We start from the raw sequence: 19,010 nt of genomic DNA on the forward strand, positions 1-19,010 counted from the left end.
TGCGTGGCGGCCGGCCCGGGCGCTGCCTGAGGTCTGGCGCCGGTTGAGGCTGGGACTACTTGGTCAGCGTCGCAAGCACTTCGCTGAACTTCGCCGACGGGCGCATGACCGCTGCAACCTTGGCCGCATCCGGCCGGTAGTACCCGCCAAGGTCCACCGGGGAACCCTGGACGGCCAGGAGTTCGCCGGTGATGGTGTCCTCGTTGGAGTTCAGCGCGTCAGAAACGGCGGCGAAGGCCGCGGCGAGCTCGGCGTCGTCGTTCTGGCTGGCCAGTTCCTGGGCCCAGAACTTGGCCAGGTAGAAGTGGCTGCCGCGGTTGTCCAACTCGCCGGCCTTGCGCTTCGGGGACTTGTCCTCCAGCAGGAACGTGCCGGTGGCCCGGTCCAGGGTGTCGGCCAGGACCTGGGCGCGGGCGTTGCCGGTGCTGGTGGCGAGGTGCTCGAAGCTGACGGCCAGTGCGAGGAATTCACCCAGGCTGTCCCAGCGCAGGTGGTTTTCCTTGAGCAACTGCTGGACGTGCTTCGGGGCGGATCCGCCGGCGCCGGTCTCGAACAGGCCGCCGCCGTTGATCAGCGGCACCACCGAAAGCATCTTGGCGCTGGTGCCCAGTTCCAGGATCGGGAAGAGGTCGGTGAGGTAGTCGCGGAGCACGTTGCCGGTCACCGAGATGGTGTCCTCGCCCTTGCGGAGGCGCTCCACCGTGAAGGCCGTGGCCTCATCCGGGGACATGATGGCGATTTCCAGGCCCGCGGTGTCGTGATCCTTGAGGTATTCCTCCACCTTGGCGATCATCCGGGCGTCGTGCGCGCGGCCCTTGTCCAGCCAGAAGACGGCGGGCGTGGCGGAGGCGCGGGCACGGGTGACGGCCAGCTTCACCCAGTCGCGGATCGGCACGTCCTTGGTCTGGCAGGCGCGCCAGATGTCGCCCGGGGCAACCTTGTGCTCGATCAGCACCGTGCCGGCGTCGTCAACGATCTGGACGGTGCCGGCGGACTGGATCTCGAACGTCTTGTCGTGGCTGCCGTATTCCTCGGCGGCCTGGGCCATGAGGCCGACGTTCGGGACGGTGCCCATGGTGGTGGGATCGAAGGCCCCGTGGGCGCGGCAGTCATCAACCACGACCTGGTAGATGCCGGCGTAGCTGCTGTCCGGGAGGACGGCGAGGGTATCGGCTTCCTGGCCGTCGCGGCCCCACATGTGGCCCGAGCTGCGGATCATGGCCGGCATCGAGGCGTCGACAATGACGTCGGAGGGCACGTGCAGGTTGGTGATGCCCTTGTCGGAATCGACCATCGCAAGTTCGGGGCCCTCGTTGAGGCCCTTTTCGATGGCTGCCTGGACCTCGCCGCGGATCTCCTCCGGCAGGTCCTCGAGTCCGTTGAGGATGGAGGCAAGGCCGTTGTTGGGGCTCAGGCCGGCGGCGGCGATCTGCTCACCGTAGGTGGCGAAGAGGTCCGCGAAGTAGGCCTTGACGACGTGGCCGAAGATGATGGGGTCCGAGACCTTCATCATGGTGGCCTTGAGGTGGGCGGAGAACAGCACGCCCTCGTTCTTGGCCCGGGCGACCTGGGCTGCGAGGAACTCATCCAGGGCCGCGGCACGCATCACGGTGCCGTCGATGACCTCGCCGGCCAGGACCGGGAAGGCACGCTTGAGGACCTTGACGGTGCCGTCTTCCTTGACGAGCTGGATCTTGATGTTGGTGTCGGCCTCGATCACCACGGACAGCTCGTTCGAGCGGAAGTCGTCGGCGTCCATGTGGGCCACGTTGGTCTTGGACTCCGGAGTCCAGGCGCCCATGCTGTGCGGGTTCTGGCGGGCGTAGTTCTTGACCGAGAGCGGGGCGCGGCGGTCCGAGTTGCCTTCGCGCAGGACCGGGTTCACGGCGGAGCCCTTGATCTTGTCGTAGCGGGACCGGATGTCCGTTTCCTCGTCCGAGGAGGGGTTGTCCGGGTAGTCCGGCAGCGCGTAGCCGTGGCCCTGGAGTTCGGCGATTGCGGCCTTCAGCTGGGGCACGGAGGCGCTGATGTTGGGCAGCTTGATGATGTTGGCTTCGGGCGTCTTGGCGAGTGCACCAAGCTCGGCCAGGGCGTCGCTGACGCGCTGCTCTTCGGTGAGGTAGTCGCCGAACACGGCGATGATGCGGCCGGCCAGCGAGATGTCGCGGGTCTCCACTTCCACACCGGCCGTCGAGGCGAACGCCTCAATGATCGGCAAGAACGAATAGGTGGCCAGCATCGGCGCTTCGTCGGTGTGGGTATAGATAATCTTTGCCATTGCGCGGGCGTCTCCCTGAAGGTCTGGGTATTTCCGGAATCTTGTGTTATCTCAACACCCCTAACTTACCCGAGGTGCCCCCGTTGGCGCCTACCGGCGTCGTGCGCGGACGGATGAGTGACATCCCGACACGGCATAACAAAAATTGACAACCGACTTTACAGGTTAGTCAAATTGCCGTAGTTTCGTTCCATCCAGCGGCCGCCAACAGCGGCCGCCCCGCTTTTCCACCGGTTAGGACACCCATGAGAACACCCAAGACTCTGGCCACCAGCCTGCTGACTCTTTCGGCCGCCGCGCTGCTGGCCCTGAGTGCCGCGGGGGCGGCCACGGCCTCCCCCGCACCGGCCAAGGCACCGGTTTCCACCTCCGATGTCGCCAGCCACACCGTCACCGAGACGGGCGCGGCCGACTACTGGACCGCGGAACGCATGCGCAGCGCCGTCCCCGGCGACGTCCTGGCCGACAGGGCCATGAAGCGCAACGGCAAGGCCACCGCGGCCAGGGGCCCGGCGGAAACGGGCGCGCCGGGCAAGGTCGAGGCCGCGGCTCCCAAGCTGCAATCCCAGACGCTCCAGACCAAGACCAATGCCAGCGAAACCCCCGTCCCGCACATCGGCAAGGTCTTCTTCACCCTCGGCGGGACGAACTACGTCTGCTCCGGCAACTCGGTCTCCTCCGGCAACAAGAGCACGGTCTCCACGGCCGGGCACTGCGTGAATGAGGGCCCGGGCGCCTTCGCCACCAAGTTCACGTTCGTCCCGGCGTACCTGAACGGCGCGGCCCCCTACGGCAAGTGGACGGCCAAGGCCCTCTACGCCCCCACCCAGTGGAGCTCCTCGGGTGACATGACCTACGACACCGGCTTCGCCGTCATGTCCACGCTCAACGGCCAGTACCTGAGCGACGTCGTCGGCGGCTCCGGGCTGCAGTTCAACGCCGCCCGCGGCCTGAGCTACAAGTCATTCGGTTACCCCGCCGCAGCGCCCTTCAACGGTGAATCCCTCAAGAGCTGCTCAGGCACCGCCACGAACGATCCCTACAACCCGCAGTTCAACACCCAGGGGATCCCCTGCAACATGACCGGCGGTTCCTCAGGCGGTCCGTGGTTCATCGGCACCAGCGCCGCCGGCTACCAGAACTCCATCAACAGCTACGGCTACGGCAGCAACTCCACCAAGATGTACGGCCCGTACTGGGGCAGCGTGATCCAGCAGGCCTACACCACGGCGGCCGCTTCCTGATCTGAGGGCACGGGCCCCGTACACGCGGGGCCCGCGCTCCGTTCGCGGGGGCCTGTTCGCGGGGCCCGCGCTCCGTTCGCGGGGGCCTGTTCGCGGGGCCGCGCAGCCGGGCTTGTCTACCCTGTTTACCCTGTTTGCCCCAGCGCGGGGTCATTGCGTCCCATCTTCAGCAGTGGGGAGGACGCAGTGGCCCCGCGCTGGCTTTATGTGCGACGGCGGATCGCTCCCGCCCCCTGGACATGCCCTCCGCTAACACCCGGGCCCGGACATATACCCCATATGTCCGGGCCTTGCCATGAGGAATGGACATGTCCTCCCGGGCGGCTTCTCGGCGCTTGGGAACGAATGAGCATGTCCCCCGGCTGGCCCGCTGCGCTCCAGAAAGAACGGGCATGTCCCCCGGATGGCCCTGGCAGCCGAGGGTCGCACGGGACATGCCCTCTCCACACTCCGAAGCCTGGACATATCCCCCATATGCCCACTCCTTGCCGCGAAAAATGAGCATGTCCCGCGGAAAGAATGAGCCTGTCCCAGGGTCCGGCCACCAGCCCGCTCGATGGCACAAAAAATGGACATGTCCCCCGGCCAGGGAGGGCATGTCCCGGAAAGGAATGGGCATGTCCGACCGGGTCGGTCTCGAGCTCCTGAAACCGTGAGCACGTCCTTTGGGTTGGCCCGGTACGCACCGAAAAGAATGAGCATGTCCCCCGGATGGCCAAGGCAGCCCCGGTCGCACGGGACATGCCCTCTCCACACTCCGAAGCCTGGACATATCCCCCATATGCCCACTCCTTGCCGCGAAAAATGAGCATGTCCCGCGGAAAGAATGGGCATGTCCCAAGGACCGGCCACCAGCCCGCTCGATGGCACAAAAAATGGACATGTCCCCCAGCCAGGGAGGGCATGTCCATTTTTTGTGCGGGTCTTGCGCTCGGGTCCCTTGTGCGCGAACCGCAGCCCGAGTGGAAGAGCACTACCCGAGTGGAAGGGCCCTAGTGGAAGAAGTGGCGTGCCCCGGTGAAGTACATGGTGATGCCGGCGGCGTTGGCTGCGGCGATGACTTCCTCGTCCCGGACGGAGCCGCCGGGCTGGACGACGGCGCGCACGCCGGCGTCGACCAGGATCTGCAGTCCGTCGGCGAACGGGAAGAACGCGTCCGAGGCCGCTACAGCGCCCCGGGCACGCTCGGGTGCTTCGCTGGCGTCGGTGCCAGCAGCACCGCCGGCGGCCTCGACATCGGACTCCACGGTGACGCCGAGGGTGTTGGCGCGCTCGACCGCGAGCTTGCAGGAATCGAGCCGGTTGACCTGGCCCATGCCGATGCCGACGGCGGCACCGTTGTCCGCGAGCAGGATGGCGTTGGACTTCGCCGCGCGGCACGCGGTCCAGGCGAACGCGAGGTCGGCCAGGGTGGCGGCGTCGGCGGCGTCGCCCGCGGCCAGGGTCCAGTTCGCGGGGGTGTCGCCGTCGGCGTCGACCTTGTCCGTGGCCTGCACCAGCATGCCGCCGGAGACCTGGCGGAACTCGGTCGGGTAGCGGCCGTATCCGTCCGGGAGGGCCAGGAGGCGGATGTTCTTCTTCTTGGACAGGATCTCCACTGCCTCGTCGTCGAAGCCCGGCGCGATGACGACCTCGGTGAAGATGCCGGCGACGGTCCGTGCCATCCCGGCGGTGACCGTGCGGTTCGCGGCGATGACGCCGCCGAACGCGGACACGGGATCGCAGGCATGGGCCTTGGCGTGGGCGTCGGCGATCGGGTCGGCCGCCGACTCGGACCCCACGGCCACGCCGCACGGGTTGGCGTGCTTGATGATGGCGACGGCGGGTTCGGCGAAGTCGAAGGCGGCGCGCAGGGCGGCGTCGGCGTCGACGAAGTTGTTGTAGCTCATGGCCTTGCCGTGCAGCTGGTCGGCCTGGGCGATGCCGGCCGGGGCGGCCTTGTCCACATACAGTGCGGCCTGCTGGTGCGGGTTTTCGCCGTAGCGGAGCACCTCGGAGCGTTCCAGGGCCAGGCCGGCGTAGGCGGGCCAGTCGATCACGCCGTCGCCGTCCTCGTCACGGAACTGGCTGGCGGTCCAGGTGGCCACGGCGGTGTCGTAGGCCGCGGTGTGCGCGAACGCCTTGGCGGCGAGCCGGCGGCGGGTCTTCAGGTCAAAACCGCCCGAGGCGGCGGCCTCCACCACGGCACCGTAGGACGCCGGGTCCACCACGATCGCGACGGCGGCGTGGTTCTTCGCGGCGGAGCGCACCATCGCGGGGCCCCCGATGTCGATCTGTTCGACGACGTCGTCCGGCGCGGCACCGGACTTCACGGTCTCCACGAAGGGGTAGAGGTTGACGACGACGAGGTCGAACGGCTCGATCTCCATGTCCGCCAGGGTCTGCATGTGGGCCGGGACGCGGCGGTCCGCGAGGATGCCGCCGTGCACGCGCGGGTGCAGGGTCTTGACGCGGCCGTCCAGCATTTCCGGGGAACCGGTGACTTCCTCGACTTCCTGCACGGGGATGCCCGCGGCGGCGATCTTCTTGGCCGTGGAGCCGGTGGAAACGATCTTGACGCCGGCGGCGTGCAGGCCTTGAGCGAGCTCCTCCAGACCGGTCTTGTCGTAGACCGAAATCAGTGCCCGGTGGATGGGAACTCGGTCGATGGATACACGGTCAAGCTGCGTGAAGCTCACAAAAGTCTCCGTCTTATATCGCGGCGGGGCCGCGGGTGGTGGGGATGCGGCCAGTTTATCGCGTCCCGCCGCCGGGCCCTCCCGCGCGCCGGAGTGTGAAGCACGCGCAGGCCGCGGCCCGGCCACGTAGAGTTTTCACAGGAGGCCAAGATGAACACGTACACCACTGTGCCCAGCGGCGAACAGGTGGTCCAGGAACTGCCGTGGCGGTGGAAGGTCCAAGGCCGGATCTTCCTGATCGGCGGACTGGGCTTCATGTTCGATGCCTGGGACGTCACCCTCAACGGCATCCTCATTCCGTTGCTGTCCAAGCACTGGTCGCTGAGCCCGGGCGATGCCGCCTGGATCGGCACGGCGAACCTCATTGGCATGGCCCTGGGCGCGTTTGTCTGGGGCACCATCGCGGACACCATCGGCCGCAAGAAGGCCTTCACCGCGACCCTGCTGATTTTCTCCATCTTCACCGTGCTCGGCGCCTTCTCCCCCGACTTCATGTGGTTCGTCGTGTTCCGGTTCTTGGCCGGGTTCGGCCTGGGCGGCTGCATCCCGGTGGACTACGCGCTGGTGGGCGAGTTCACCCCGCGCAAACAGCGCGGCCGGGTGCTCACCGCGATGGACGGCTGGTGGCCGATCGGCGCCGCCCTCTGCGGTTTCGTCTCCGCCGGGCTGGTCGCGGCCTTCGCGGACTGGCGGCTGACCATGCTGGTCATGGTGCTCCCGGCGCTGCTGGTGTTCTGGATCCGCCGCGGCGTGCCGGAATCCCCGCTGTTCCTGATCCGCAAGGGCCGCCGCGACGAGGCCGCCAAGGTGATCGACGCCCTGGTCCAGGCCACCGGCGCCGAGGCCCGCGTCTACAGCCTGCCCGCACCGCAGGATGCACCACGCCTCTCGGCGGGGAGTGCGTGGACGCAGTTGCGCGCCCTCTGGCAGTTCAACTGGAAGATCACGACGGCGGCATGGGCCCTGTTCTTCAGCATCCTGCTCGTGTACTACCTGTCGCTGACGTGGATGCCGCGGATCCTGATCGGCGCCGGCTTCGAGGAGTACAAGGCCTTCCTGACCACGGCGTCGATGGCCGCCGTCGGACTCCTGGGCGTGGTGGTGGCCGCCCTGCTGGTGGAGCGGGTGGGCCGCAAGTGGATCCTGGCGATCACCGGCCCGCTGTCCGCGCTGACGCTGGTGATCGTGGCGATCGTGGTGGACATTCCCACCGCCGCCGTGTTCTGGCTCCTGGTGTTCGGCTTCGTGGTGCAGGTGGCCATCCCGGTGCTCTACACCTACGTCTCCGAGCTCTACCCCACGGAACTACGCGGCTCCGGCTTCGGCTGGGCCTCGACGTTCTCCCGGCTCGGCGCCGGGTTCGGTCCGCTGATCTTCGCGGCCTTCCTGTGGCCGGAACTGGGGCTCGCGACGTCGTTCGCCCTGGCCGGCGGCCTCGTGCTGCTCTCCGTGCTGTGGATGGCGTTCTTCGCCCCCGAGACCAAGCAGCGCCGGCTCGAGTAACGCGCCCACCACGCCCAACTGACTCGCAGCAGGGGCCGTTCTGAGCGCTCAAAACGGCCCCTGCTGCGAGCTAGTTGGGCTGCCAGCCGCGGTAGGCGAGAGCGGCGCGGACCTTGGCCACGGCGGCGCGCGCCTCGTTCTCCATGTGCCGTTTTGAGATCCTGACCAGGATCCAGCCACTGCCTGCGTAGTCCTCTTCCTTGGCGATGTCGCGGATGACCTGGGCCGCGTCGGAGTGCACGGCCCCCTCATACTCCACAGCAACCCGGTGTTCCGGATAGGCAAGATCAGGTTGACGCACGACGCCGGAGCGCAGGACCGTGCGCACGTTCAGTTCCGGTTCCGGTAGTCCTGAGCGGCAGAGGGCAAGCCGGAGTCTCGTCTCGGGGGCCGAATCCGCACCGATTCGGGCTTGGTCCAAGGCGAGCCGCGCCTTGCGGATGCCGGGTGTTCCCTTGTGGCGGTCCAACATTTCGGCCAGTTCCCCGGGACGGGCATAGGGCATGGTCCGGCTTTCAAACTCAGGCCGAGGGTGACGCAATAAGTGGTCCGCCACCACGGTCAGTTCGTCAATGCTCATCTTCCGGGCGCAGTCCAGCCACGTCCTGGTCCGAGTGGTGACCAGCAGCCCGTCGATCGTGGTGATTTCGTCGGCGAAGAATTGCCCGACATGGCCAATCACGCCCCTGCGCCGCGGTATCGCCATGGAGTCCGGACGAGATATGTGGATGCCGGGGGCACCAGAGCCCGGGAGAAAGCCCGGGAAGTCCCAGATCAGGAAGGCGGTCGCGTGGGAGGCTGCAGAGAATTGCGTGACAAGAGTTAGGGGCCGGGCATTCAGCTTCACGTCAGTCGAGTGTTCTGCAGGCAGCCGGATCCCGCGGCTCGGAACCCGCAGTGAGGGATGCCTGAGCCGGCGACGGCTGACCCCGGCGTCGGCTGCCTCCCGGAATGTAAACGGCGCCGAACCGAGCGGCGCTGGGAGCGGCTCGGGTCTCTTCATCGACCCATAGTCGCAAAGTCGCGGACCGCCAAGGAGAGTTATCCACAGCCCGCGGCCCGTCCTCCCAACTGACTCGCAGCAGGGGCCGTTCTGAGCGCTCAGAACGGCCCCTGCTGCGAGTCAGTTGGGTGGGTTTGGGTGAGGCTAGTTGGGCAGGCAGCGCGGGAATCAGGCAGGGGTGTGGGCCGCGGCGAGGGAAGCCAGAGTGGAGACCAGGAGCCGGCGTTCCACCACCTTGATGCGCTCGTGCAGGGATTCCTCGCTCTCGCCGTCCCCGACCGCCACGGCTTCCTGCGCGATGATGGGGCCCGTGTCCACCCCGGCGTCGGCCCAGTGCACCGTGCAGCCGGTGACCTTCACGCCGTAGGCCAGCGCGTCGCGGACACCGTGGGCGCCGGGGAAGGACGGCAGCAGCGCCGGGTGGGTGTTGAGGTATTTGCCGCCAAACGCGTCGATGAAGTCGGCGCTGACAATCCGCATGAAGCCCGAGGAGACCACCACATCCGGGGCGAAGCCGGCGACGGCTTCGGTCAGGGCCGCGTTCCAGGCCGCCCTGTCCGGGTAGGCCTTGAAGTCCACCACAAACGTAGGAATCCCGGCGGCGGCGGAGCGTTCCACCCCAAACGTCCCCGGCCGGTCGGCGCCGACGGCGGCGATCTCGACGTCGAGATCGCCGGACTTCACGGCATCGATTACTGCCTGGAGGTTGGAGCCGGTGCCGGAAACGAGGACAACTATGCGCATGGTCCTAGCTTATGGGGCCGCTCGCGTAGGCTGGAAAACATGAATCCCCCCACGGAATCCGGCAGCGGCCAGTCGGACCGGCAACCGGCCGGCCAGGCAGCACAAGATTCCGCACGGCTGACGCACACCCTGTTCCGGCTGTTCGTCATCGCGGTCCTGGGCTCGTTCTTCGTCTTCCAGCTCGACGTGGGTTATGTGTGGCTGACGGCGCTGCTCACGGTGGCGGGGATTGTGCTGGGCATCGTGGTCCTGGTCCGGGCGGTGAAATACAAGGAATCGCGGCTGGTTCTGTACGGCGCGATATCCGGGCTGGTGGTTTCGGCGGTGATGCTGCTGGTGGTCCTGGCCTCGACGCTGTTCTTCAACCAGATCCGCGATTACCAGCAGTGCGTCCGCTACGCACTGACGCAGCAGGCAACCTCGGAATGCCGGACGCAGCTGGAGAAGTCCCTGCCGAGCCAGCTGCCCACGCAGCTGCGCTAACAGCTGCACCGACGCCGCTGCCCTAGCGGCTGCTGACCGTTTCCAGGTCTGCCTCGCGCAGTTTCTGCTGGCGTTCCAGCCACGGTCCGGCCGCGTAGCCGATCACGACGCCGATTCCGACCTCCGCGGCCACGAACAGCGCCGTGCGCAGCGGGTCGGGCCCGATCTCCGTCAGCCGACCGATGCCGGCCGAACCGCGGGCCAGCCAGGCGAGCCCCGCCGCGAGCAGCCCGGCGACGGAGCCGATCACCGCGCCCAGCACCAGGGTGGAGGCGGCGGCGGTAAACCAGCGGGCCCGGATCTTGATGGACAGCCATTCATCGAAGTGGTTTTCGCCTTCGCGCAGGAACCACCAGCCGGCCAGCGCCCCGGCCAGCGCCGGCACCACCAGGGCCACGAAGCCGAAGTCGAGGGAACCGGCCGGCAGGGCGGCAAACACCGGAACGGACGGCAGCGGCCCGACGGCGGTCCCGAGCGGTCCGGCCAGCGACCCGACGCCCAGGGCGAACCCCGCGCCGGAGATCCAGGCCAGGGCAAAGACGACGAGGTTGGGCAGGAAGCCCAGCTGCACGATGGTGAGGACACCGCCGCCCATGGCACCGGCGTCGAGCCCCTCATAAACGGCGACCACAAGGTTCCAGTGGATGAAGAGGTCAACGGCCAGCAGCGCGGCGGACATCGCCAGGCTCGCCATCAGCGCCACCGAGCCTGCCTTGATGGCCGAACCCAGGTAGGACCCGGCCCAACGCGAGTGCTGGCTGGTACGGGACAGCCAGGCCACGGCGTCGACGCCGATCAGCCGGCTCCACGACCCGGCCTCGCGGCGCGCGCCCACCACCATGCCGAGCCCGAACGGGATGAGGGGAATGAACGCGGCGGCCCACAGGCTGATGCCGACGTCGGCCGTGCGGCAGACGAAGCCCGTTGCAATCCCGAATCCGGCATACGCCAGCCAGGAGCCGAGCAGGGCCTGCCAGAGCTGGTCCGTATATGAGGCGCGGGCAAGGCGCCGTCCGGCGCGCCAGGCGAGCAGGAACGGGATGAGGGCCAGGCCCAGCGGGATGAGCGAGAGCGTCCCGGATTCCGGCTGCGCGGCGGACCCGGCACCGGCGGTGTCCAGCAGCAGGGGCACGCCGTGGATCAGCAGCCAGGCCTGGCCGGCCAGGCGCGCCAGGACATCGAATCCGTCATGCTGGAATCCGGCCGTGGCCCAGACCATGACGATCGGGGCCACCACCACGAGGGCGGAAATGACGGCGGCCTGGGCGGACTCGAGGGCACCCTGCAGCCACAGAGGCATGGGAAGGCCACGTTGTCCGGTCTGATCAGCGCGCAGTTTCATCGAGATCCATGGTGCCACGGGCCCGGCACCCGGCCGGTTTCCGACAGGCACATTGGCCGGATCCGCCGGATTTGCCGTCGGGGGCCCCCGGCGCTTTTTGCGCACCCCGGTCGTAAAATTGTAAATGTCCGCAATCAGTGGTTGGAGGCAGATAATGACTACCGCATCTCCTCATGCGCACGGCGTTCATTTTGGTCGGACAGATGTACAGAACGTCGGCATGGGTGCAGGTATCGTCCTGATCGTCGTGGGCATCTTGGGGTTCATCCCCGGCATCACTACGAATTACAGCGAACTGAGGTTCTTCGGGCCCGATTCCAAGGCCCTGTTCCTGGGCCTGTTCCAGGTGTCGATGTTGCTGAACATCGTTCAGCTCGCGATCGGCGCCACCGGCCTGACCATGTCCCGGACTGCCATGGGCGCCCGGAATTTCCTCATGGGCTCCGGTCTGCTGTACATCGTCCTTAGCATTTACGGTTTCATCGTCGGCGTGGATTCGGCGGCCAACTTCCTGTCGCTGAATACCATGGACAATTGGGCCTTCATGGTGATGGGCGTAGTAATGGCCGGCGCAGGCTGGCTGATGACAAGGCACCTGGAAGAAGACGTAAAGACCCGGTCATCAACCCCCGGGACATAGGGAGCCGCGAATGAGTAACGTTTCATAGTATTCAGAAAATTCGTACTACCTGCTGGTGCAGCGGTTTAGCGGAAACGCGGCGGCTGCACCAGCTTTCTGTGTAGCGTCTGGGGCCGCCCGACGGCGGAACCTCCCGGCACGGCGGAAGGCCGGGACTTTGTGAGTCCCGGCCTTCCGTGATGCCCTGCCGCTGCCGTTGCCGCCGGTGATGATGCGGGTGCCGCGGCGGCTCGTTAGGTTGCGTGTTCCTGAACGCGGGGCGGAACAGTGTCCCACTCCGTTTCGGTGGCACGCATCCAGGGAAAGGGCAGCAGTTCCTTGATCCGGACCTTGCCCACCTCGCCCCCGGCATCGACCAGTACAGACGTCTCGGTTCCGTAAGAACGCAGCAGCTCCCGGCAGACGCCGCACGGGTTGGTGACCTGGGGGTGTCCCTGCCCGTCCATGCTGACGGCTACCACAGAGTGGATTGCTGGCTCCTGGGCCATGCGGGCATTGGCGAGGGCGCTGGATTCGGCGCACACATTGATGCGCTTGGCGCCAATGTGCAGTCCGAGATAGATGGCCCCCGACTCACCGCGCATGGCGGCCGCCACCCGGTGGTTCTCGCTGTGGTGGGCGGTGAGCAACAGCGCGCGCGCTGCCTCGTAAAGCTCCACGTCGGAGGCGTCGAGATCAAAGGAGATCACGTTTGCCTGCAAACCGTTTGTGTCCGGGCGACTGGCGTCCATGAGGGTTCCCACTTTCCGTTCCTTCCTACCGCTGTTCCTGCGTGCCTGTGTTCTGGCTTGGCTGTTTTGGTAACCGGCTGTCTTCGTAACCGGCCGTGGTCGTAGCCGGCTGCGTGCTCTACCGGCCGATGAAGATGCCGTTCTTCTTCCGGGCGAGCAGGTAGAAGACGATGCTGAGCGCCGACAGGACGGCCACGTAAACGGGGAAGATCCAGGAGGCGTTCATGGACTGGAGCCAGACCAGGAGGTAGGAGGCCGTGCCACCGAAGAGGGCGACGCCCAGGCCGTAGCCGAGCGCGGTGCCGGCGCCGCGGCAACCCTTCGGCATCAGGGAGCTGGTGACCACGTTGTACAGGGTCATGTTCAGGACCAGCACAACCGAGCCGCCGAGGAGGACGGCCGCAAAGCCGGCGATGCCGGGCTTGACGTACATCAGCATCAGGAACACGGACGGAATGGCCAGCGCACGGGTGATCAGGAACCACTTGGACATTGACTTGCCGTCAGCGACCTTGCTGATGATGAGGCTGCCGACAACCAGCACGACACCAAGGATGGTGGTGAGCGCGAAGACGGCGGTTGCGTCCTCCTTGAAGCCGGTGCGGGCCGCCGTGGGAAGGCCGGTGTTCCAGGCGTAGTTGTAGGCCTGCGCCGCGCCGACGACGAAGGTGATGGCCAGGACGCTGAGCCAGTGCTTGCGCACTCCACCCCAGACGGTCTTGGCGGAGTTGTTCGCCAGTTCTTCCGGCTTCATGGTTTCCGGAAGCGTCCGGCGAAGGTAGACAACGACGAAGCCGAAGGCTGCGCCGACGATGAACGGCACACGCCATCCCCAGTCGGCCATGACGGCCCCACCGAGCATCAGGGACGAGAGGTAGCTGACCAGCGAGGCGAGCAGGATGCCTGCGTTGACGTAGAAGGAGATGATGCCGGCGACAAAGCCCTCGCGTCCCTCGGGGACGAGTTCGACGGCGTGGGCGGTGGACAGCGGAGCTTCGACACCGGTGGAGATGCCCTGAACGATGCGGCAGATCAGCAGGATGACGCCGGCCGCGGGGCCAATCTGGTCATAGGTCGGCGACACGGCAATGATCAGGGTGGTGATCGCCATCATCATGATGGACCAGAGCATTACCCGCCGTCGTCCGATCCTGTCGGCGAAGGTGCCGAGCAGGATGCCGCCCAGCGGACGGAACGCGAAGCCGACGGCAAAGACTGCCAGCGCGCTCAGCGTCGCGGCAACGGGGTCCTGCGACGGGAAGAACTTGGGTCCGATGAAGGCCGACAGCAGGCCGAAGACCATCCAGTCGTACCATTCCAGGGTGTTTCCAAGTCCAAGGCCGAGCAGTCCCCGGCGGACTTCCGGAGATAGCCGGGACTTGCGGCCGGTCTCCAGGTCAGTCTTGACGACAGTGTCAGTCATGATTCCTTTTTCCTTCCCCCGCACTTTCGGGGTGCGTGAGGGTACGGATTGCCGGCGGGCACCCCTGTTGGGGTCGCCGGCAATCGAAACTATCGTTTGGCTTGGTCCGCGGGGCGGGACCGGCTCACCACATGGGAGGCGAGTTAGCCCAGATAGCTACGCATGCCTCTTCGTAGCGCTTGAATGCAAACGGGCCATCCAGCTCGGCAACAAGGAACTGGTCCCTGGTGACCGGCCAACATCGTGCTCTGCGGATGGCTTGGCAGATGTCACGGCAGCTTGGCTTAAGGAAAGGAACGTGTTTGCGGGTCGGATGCACCTTCCGCCAGAAGGCTGTGCGCCCTAACCTGTTTGAAGCGTTCTTCCCAAAAGTGTTGCGGCTCACACAACTATATTGAAGATCTTCACAGAGTCAATGGTTTTCGGAGAAGTCCCGTCCGCCCGCAGCAGGCCGGGCCCGGGCCGGATTACAAAGCCCCACGTCAGGCGCAGATTCGGTCCGGAACCGTAAAAATATTCACTAAAACCTTGATTCGCTAAAAGTTTTCACTATAGTTATGTGTGTTAGCTCACCAAGAGAGAGTCGGAGCATGACCAACGAAATCGTCACGGGACATTCCCCCGCCGGCACAAGCGTCCTTCTTGCCACCGTCGGCAACAAGGTCCGCAACATGCGCAAGGACAAAGGAATGACCCTTGCGAAGCTCTCGGAAGTCACTGGCCTCAGCCCGGCGATCGTCAGCCAGATCGAACGCGGCCTGGCCAATCCCTCTTTCACCACCTTGGCGCAGCTGGCACATGGCCTGGACATTCCGGTGGGGAAGTTCTTCCTCGGACAGGAGGAAACCAGGTCCCCCGTGGTCCGCAAGGCCGAGCGGCGGAACCTCAAGGGCGTCACCAAGAAGTCCGTGGGTGAAGCAGTCTATGAACTGCTCACCCCGGACCTCAACGGTGCGCTGGAGGCCCAATGGATCGTGAGTCCGCCAGGCCACGACACCAGCGCCACTCCTTTCCGGCACAGCGGCGAGGAATTCGGCATCGTGCTCTCCGGCCGGAAGGACATCTTCCTGGACGGCGAGAAGTACACCCTGGAAGAAGGCGATTCGATCACCTTCTCCTCGGATACGCCCCACTGGTACAAGAACAGCTACGAAGAGGTCTGCGTAGCAATCTGGGTTAACGCACCTCACGCGTGGTGATCCGCCGGCCCTAGCCGCCGTCACCTTTCTCCGGTCCGGACGCCTCTTCTATACCGCGGTGTCCGCCGGAACCCCTCCAACAGCCCGCACCACGGCCCCGCAACGGGCCGCGATGCGTCATACCCTCTGCCGGGTCGATTTCGCGGTCAGCGTTGCCGCGTTACTGCCGGGCACCGTCTTCTACGTCACCGGCACCGTTCCAACGGCACCCGTTCCCACGGCACGCCTCTAACGGCACTTCGGCCGAAACAGTAAGGATCCCCCATGAACCCGTCCACAGCCATGTCGTCGCTGGAACTCAGCACCACCACGGCGGACCTCACCGCCCCTGTCATCTCCCGCTCCGACGTCCTCGTCGTCGGCGGTGGCCCCGCAGGCGTGGCCGCAGCCGTCACCGCAGCCCGCTCGGGCGCCTCTGTCACGCTGCTGGAACGCTACTCCTCCCTGGGCGGCCTCGCCTCCGGCGGCATGGTCCTGGTGCTCGATGACATGATCAACGGCCAGGAAATCACGGTCACCGGCATCGTCTCCGAGTACGTCGAGCGGCTGCAGAAGCTGGGCCTGGCGATCGTCCCGCCGGCCGATGACCGCAAGACCTCCGAGGAACTGTGGAACAAGTGGGGCCGCTACGGCACCTTCGACTTCCACTCCCACACCACCCCCAAGCCGGTTTGCTACGCCGCAGCCTTCGACCCGGACGGCTGGAAGCGTGTCTCCAACGACCTCGTCCGCGAGGCCGGCGTCAACCTGCGCCTGCACTCCTGGTTCTCCCGCCCCATCGTGGACAACGGCGTCATGAAGGGCGTGATCTGCGAGACCAAGTCCGGCCCGCAGGCCTTCATGGCCGACATCGTCATCGACACCACCGGCGACATCGACGTCGCCTCCCGGGCCGGCGCCAGCTACGTCAAGGACAGCTACCTCACCACGCTCGTCTTCCGCCTGGGCAACGTCGACACCAACGCCGCGGAGGCCTTCGAACAGGCCAACCCGAAGGAAGCCCGCGCCATCAACCGCAAGATCAAGCGCCTCCTCGGCGGCGCCTGGGAACTGTGGTGGCTCAAGACCCCCATCGACGGCGTCGTCTGGTGCAACGCACCCCACATGACCGGGTTCGACGGCGTCGACCCGGCGGACATGACGGCCGCCGAGTTCGCCGCACGGGACCGCATCACCGAGGCCGTGAACTACGTCCGCGCCAACCTGCCCGGCTTCGAGAACTGCTACATGCTCGACGTCGCGTCCCAGATGGGCGTGCGCCAGACCCGCCTGCTCGAAGGCGAGTACGTCATGACCAAGGAAGATGTCACCTCCCGCCGCCACTTCGCCGACACCGTGGCCCGCGGCCGCGACTACTACTACCCCTTCCGCTCCCTGCTGCCCAAGGAAGTGGACCAGCTGCTCGTCGCCGGCCGGCACTACTCCGCCACCCCCGAGGCCCAGAAGATGTCCCGCGAGATCCCGCCCTGCATGGCCATGGGCCAGGCAGTCGGCGTCGCCGCCGCCCTGGCGATCCAGAACGGCACCCTCGTCCGCGACGTCTCCGCCCTGGACATCCAGCAGGGCATGCGCCGGCACGGCGCCGACCCGGGCGACGTCCCGTCGTCGAACGCCACCCTTGACATGGACGCGGTGGTGGGGGCATGAGCACCGTCATCGACGACCTGCTGTCAGGCACGACGGCGGCAACCGCCGCCGCTGAGGCCGGCACCCCGCTCCCGCTCGAGGGAATCAAAATCGTGGACTTCACCCAGGTGTTCATGGGCCCGTCCTGCACCCAGCTGCTGGGCGACTACGGCGCGGACATCATCAAGGTGGAACGCCCCGGCGCCGGAGACATCTCCCGCAACTCGTTCCCGGACAAGGACGGCCAGGACAACCCGATCTTCCTGTCCATCAACCGGAACAAGCGCAGCATCTCCGTGGACACCCGCACCGATGAGGGCAAAGCCGTCCTCCGCCGGCTGCTCGCCGACGCCGACGTCGTGGTCAGCAACTTCCGTTCCGGCGTGATGGAGCGGATGGGCTTCGGCTACGAGGACCTCAAGGAGCAGAACCCGGGCATCATCTGGGCCTCCGGCACCGGCTTCGGCCCCGAGGGCCCCTACTCGCACAAGGGTGGCCAGGACGCGATCGCCCAGGCCTACTCCGGCGTCATGTGGCGGCGCGAGTCCGATGACATGAAACCGGCCATCTACCCCACCACGCTGTGCGACTACATCACGGGCATGCACCTCATGCAGGGCATCCTGCTGGCACTGCGCACCCGCGAGTCCGCCGGCGTCGGGCAGAAGGTGGAGGTGACCATGTACGACTCCATGCTGCACCTGCAGATGCAGGAGGCCTGCATGCAGCTCAACCGCGGCTACGAGGTCAACTGGGGCGCCATGCCGCTCAGCGGCGTCTTTGAAACCACCGACGGCGCCGTCTGCATGGTGGGCGGCTTCACCCCGGACCCGCTGCTGCGCATTTCCGAGGCCCTGGGCCTGGACGAGGACCTCACGCTGCGGCCCGAGTTCGCCAACCTCGAACAGCAGTTCAAGCACAAGCCGGCACTGCAGGCGATCTTCCGCGAGCGCATGGCCACCAACACCACCGAATACTGGACCACCCGGCTCGAAGACCAGGGGCTGCTCAACGCCCCGGTCCACACCCTGGAACAGACCCTGGCCGATGCGCAGACACACGCCAACAACATGATCGTCGAGGCCGAACACCCCGGCGTCGGCACCGTGAAGATGCTCAACGCACCCATCCGGCTCTCCGCCACCCCGCCCACCATCCGCCGGGTGGCCCCGCGCCTCGGCGAACACAACGTCGAGGTGCTGTTGGAGAACGGGTTCGACGCCGAGACCATCGAGCGCCTGCAGCAGCTGGGGGTCCTTCGGTGACCGCCGTTTCAGAGGCCGGGACGACCGCCTCGGTTCCCACCGCCGTTGACCAGGTCACCCTGACCATCGAGAACCACGTCGCTACCGTGGTCATCGACCGCCAGCACGTGCTCAACGCCGTCGACGGCGGCGCGCAGGCCCGGCTCAACGAGATCTGGGACCAGCTCGAAGCCGATCCGGACGTCCGCGCCGTGGTCATCACCGGCGCCGGGACCCGGGCCTTCTGCGTCGGCGCGGACATGTCCGCCTCCGCCGTGGACAAGACCGGGCTCGAATACTGGGCCGGTCTGGACCCGAACGGGTTCGGCGGGCTCAGCCTGCGCACCACGCTGGACATCCCGGTGATCGCCCGGGTCAACGGTTATGCGCTCGGCGGCGGCATGGAGATCGTGCTCGGCGCGGACATCGTAATCGCCGCGGACACGGCCCGCTTCGGGCTGACGGAACCGCGCGTCGGGCGTCTGGCGCTCGACGGCGGCATCCACCAGCTGGTGCGCCGGATCCCGTACACCCAGGCAATGGGCATGCTCCTGACCGGGCGGAAGGCCGAGGCCACCGAGATGCAGTCCATGGGCCTGGTCAATGAGGTGGTCCCCGCGGACCAGCTCGACGCCGCGGTACAGCGCTGGCTGGACCAGATCCTCGCCTGCGCCCCCACCTCGGTCCGGGCGGTCAAGCAGATGGTCACGCAGACCGCGCACCTGACCGCCGCCGAGGCCCGCGGCCTCCGGCTCCCCGCCCTCATGGCGGCGCTGGACAGCGAAGACTCCGCCGAGGGCGTCCGCGCCTTCCAGGAGAAGCGCGCCCCGCACTGGCCGGGACGCTAGCCGTTCCACGGCCCGATATTTAGC

General features: G+C 66.7%; 15 protein-coding genes. 8 read left to right on the plus strand and 7 right to left on the minus strand.

Translation table 11 applies throughout. The annotated features are described in order from the left end of the window. Positions 1–55: 55 nt before the first annotated feature. On the minus strand, positions 56–2,278 hold the full coding sequence (locus AC1DDH_RS10675) for an NADP-dependent isocitrate dehydrogenase (protein ID WP_476872674.1): 2,223 nt from the start codon (positions 2,276–2,278) through the stop codon (positions 56–58). A 245-nt stretch (positions 2,279–2,523) separates the two neighbouring features. Here AC1DDH_RS10675 and AC1DDH_RS10680 point away from each other — a divergent pair, with 245 nt between their 5' ends. Then, positions 2,524–3,522, plus strand: a complete 999-nt coding sequence (locus AC1DDH_RS10680; protein ID WP_476955402.1) for a trypsin-like serine peptidase — start codon at positions 2,524–2,526, stop codon at positions 3,520–3,522. 992 nt (positions 3,523–4,514) lie between these two features. Here AC1DDH_RS10680 and purH read toward each other — a convergent pair. After that, positions 4,515–6,200 carry a bifunctional phosphoribosylaminoimidazolecarboxamide formyltransferase/IMP cyclohydrolase gene (gene purH, locus AC1DDH_RS10685; protein WP_476955403.1) on the minus strand — a complete coding sequence of 562 codons (1,686 nt, stop codon included), beginning with the start codon at positions 6,198–6,200 and terminating at the stop codon, positions 4,515–4,517. A gap of 150 nt (positions 6,201–6,350) precedes the next feature. On the opposite strand from purH, the gene AC1DDH_RS10690 reads away from it, so the two are divergent. Continuing rightward, on the plus strand, positions 6,351–7,703 hold the full coding sequence (locus AC1DDH_RS10690; RefSeq protein WP_476859183.1) for an MFS transporter: 1,353 nt from the start codon (positions 6,351–6,353) through the stop codon (positions 7,701–7,703). Positions 7,704–7,773: 70 nt separating this feature from the next. Here the strand turns inward: AC1DDH_RS10690 and AC1DDH_RS10695 are convergent, their stop codons facing one another. Together AC1DDH_RS10695 and purN are read right to left on the minus strand one after the other, a co-directional pair. After that, positions 7,774–8,385: a hypothetical protein gene (locus AC1DDH_RS10695; RefSeq protein ID WP_476955404.1), complete on the minus strand. Its 612-nt coding sequence runs from the start codon at positions 8,383–8,385 to the stop codon at positions 7,774–7,776. Between the two features lie 489 nt (positions 8,386–8,874). Continuing rightward, entirely contained in the window at positions 8,875–9,450 is a 576-nt protein-coding gene (purN, locus tag AC1DDH_RS10700; RefSeq protein ID WP_476856619.1) for a phosphoribosylglycinamide formyltransferase, read from the minus strand. Between the two features lie 39 nt (positions 9,451–9,489). On the opposite strand from purN, the gene AC1DDH_RS10705 reads away from it, so the two are divergent. Beyond that, a complete protein-coding gene (locus tag AC1DDH_RS10705) occupies positions 9,490–9,933 on the plus strand; it encodes a hypothetical protein (protein ID WP_476859185.1) in 444 nt (147 codons plus the stop codon). 22 nt (positions 9,934–9,955) lie between these two features. On the opposite strand, the gene AC1DDH_RS10710 is transcribed toward AC1DDH_RS10705, so the two are convergent. Further along, a complete protein-coding gene (locus AC1DDH_RS10710) occupies positions 9,956–11,275 on the minus strand; it encodes a cell division protein PerM (protein WP_230011170.1) in 1,320 nt (439 codons plus the stop codon). 220 nt (positions 11,276–11,495) lie between these two features. On the opposite strand from AC1DDH_RS10710, the gene AC1DDH_RS10715 reads away from it, so the two are divergent. Continuing rightward, positions 11,496–11,915 carry a DUF4383 domain-containing protein gene (locus tag AC1DDH_RS10715; protein WP_253906807.1) on the plus strand — a complete coding sequence of 140 codons (420 nt, stop codon included), beginning with the start codon at positions 11,496–11,498 and terminating at the stop codon, positions 11,913–11,915. 233 nt (positions 11,916–12,148) lie between these two features. Here AC1DDH_RS10715 and AC1DDH_RS10720 read toward each other — a convergent pair whose 3' ends face one another. Next, positions 12,149–12,658, minus strand: a complete 510-nt coding sequence (locus AC1DDH_RS10720) for a cytidine/deoxycytidylate deaminase family protein (RefSeq protein WP_476955405.1) — start codon at positions 12,656–12,658, stop codon at positions 12,149–12,151. Between the two features lie 106 nt (positions 12,659–12,764). Next, positions 12,765–14,069, minus strand: coding sequence for an MFS transporter (locus AC1DDH_RS10725; RefSeq protein WP_476856620.1), 1,305 nt, complete (start codon positions 14,067–14,069; stop codon positions 12,765–12,767). A gap of 590 nt (positions 14,070–14,659) precedes the next feature. On the opposite strand from AC1DDH_RS10725, the gene AC1DDH_RS10730 reads away from it, so the two are divergent. The 4 genes from AC1DDH_RS10730 (at position 14,660) to AC1DDH_RS10745 (ending at position 18,986) form a co-directional block, all read left to right on the plus strand. Beyond that, positions 14,660–15,268, plus strand: a complete 609-nt coding sequence (locus AC1DDH_RS10730) for a helix-turn-helix domain-containing protein (protein WP_028277301.1) — start codon at positions 14,660–14,662, stop codon at positions 15,266–15,268. A 264-nt stretch (positions 15,269–15,532) separates the two neighbouring features. After that, complete coding sequence (locus AC1DDH_RS10735; protein WP_476955406.1) at positions 15,533–16,915, plus strand: FAD-dependent oxidoreductase; 1,383 nt, start codon at positions 15,533–15,535, stop codon at positions 16,913–16,915. After that, positions 16,912–18,159, plus strand: a complete 1,248-nt coding sequence (locus AC1DDH_RS10740; protein ID WP_476955407.1) for a CaiB/BaiF CoA transferase family protein — start codon at positions 16,912–16,914, stop codon at positions 18,157–18,159. The genes AC1DDH_RS10735 and AC1DDH_RS10740 overlap by 4 nt, the downstream gene beginning before the upstream one ends. Further along, positions 18,156–18,986: an enoyl-CoA hydratase-related protein gene (locus AC1DDH_RS10745; RefSeq protein ID WP_476859191.1), complete on the plus strand. Its 831-nt coding sequence runs from the start codon at positions 18,156–18,158 to the stop codon at positions 18,984–18,986. The genes AC1DDH_RS10740 and AC1DDH_RS10745 overlap by 4 nt, the downstream gene beginning before the upstream one ends. Positions 18,987–19,010: the final 24 nt, after the last annotated feature.

The sequence above is a fragment of the Arthrobacter sp. 10T425 genome, from assembly GCF_056393985.1.

What these genes read in the sequence shown, in the direction of transcription:
- AC1DDH_RS10675 (WP_476872674.1), bottom strand. Translation starts at nt 2,278, where the DNA reads ATGGCAAAGATTATCTATACCCACACCGACGAAGCGCCGATGCTGGCC.
- AC1DDH_RS10680 (WP_476955402.1), top strand. Translation starts at nt 2,524, where the DNA reads ATGAGAACACCCAAGACTCTGGCCACCAGCCTGCTGACTCTTTCGGCC.
- AC1DDH_RS10690 (WP_476859183.1), top strand. Translation starts at nt 6,351, where the DNA reads ATGAACACGTACACCACTGTGCCCAGCGGCGAACAGGTGGTCCAGGAA.
- purN (WP_476856619.1), bottom strand. Translation starts at nt 9,450, where the DNA reads ATGCGCATAGTTGTCCTCGTTTCCGGCACCGGCTCCAACCTCCAGGCA.
- AC1DDH_RS10705 (WP_476859185.1), top strand. Translation starts at nt 9,490, where the DNA reads ATGAATCCCCCCACGGAATCCGGCAGCGGCCAGTCGGACCGGCAACCG.
- AC1DDH_RS10710 (WP_230011170.1), bottom strand. Translation starts at nt 11,275, where the DNA reads ATGAAACTGCGCGCTGATCAGACCGGACAACGTGGCCTTCCCATGCCT.
- AC1DDH_RS10715 (WP_253906807.1), top strand. Translation starts at nt 11,496, where the DNA reads ATGGGTGCAGGTATCGTCCTGATCGTCGTGGGCATCTTGGGGTTCATC.
- AC1DDH_RS10725 (WP_476856620.1), bottom strand. Translation starts at nt 14,069, where the DNA reads ATGACTGACACTGTCGTCAAGACTGACCTGGAGACCGGCCGCAAGTCC.
- AC1DDH_RS10730 (WP_028277301.1), top strand. Translation starts at nt 14,660, where the DNA reads ATGACCAACGAAATCGTCACGGGACATTCCCCCGCCGGCACAAGCGTC.
- AC1DDH_RS10735 (WP_476955406.1), top strand. Translation starts at nt 15,533, where the DNA reads ATGAACCCGTCCACAGCCATGTCGTCGCTGGAACTCAGCACCACCACG.
- AC1DDH_RS10740 (WP_476955407.1), top strand. Translation starts at nt 16,912, where the DNA reads ATGAGCACCGTCATCGACGACCTGCTGTCAGGCACGACGGCGGCAACC.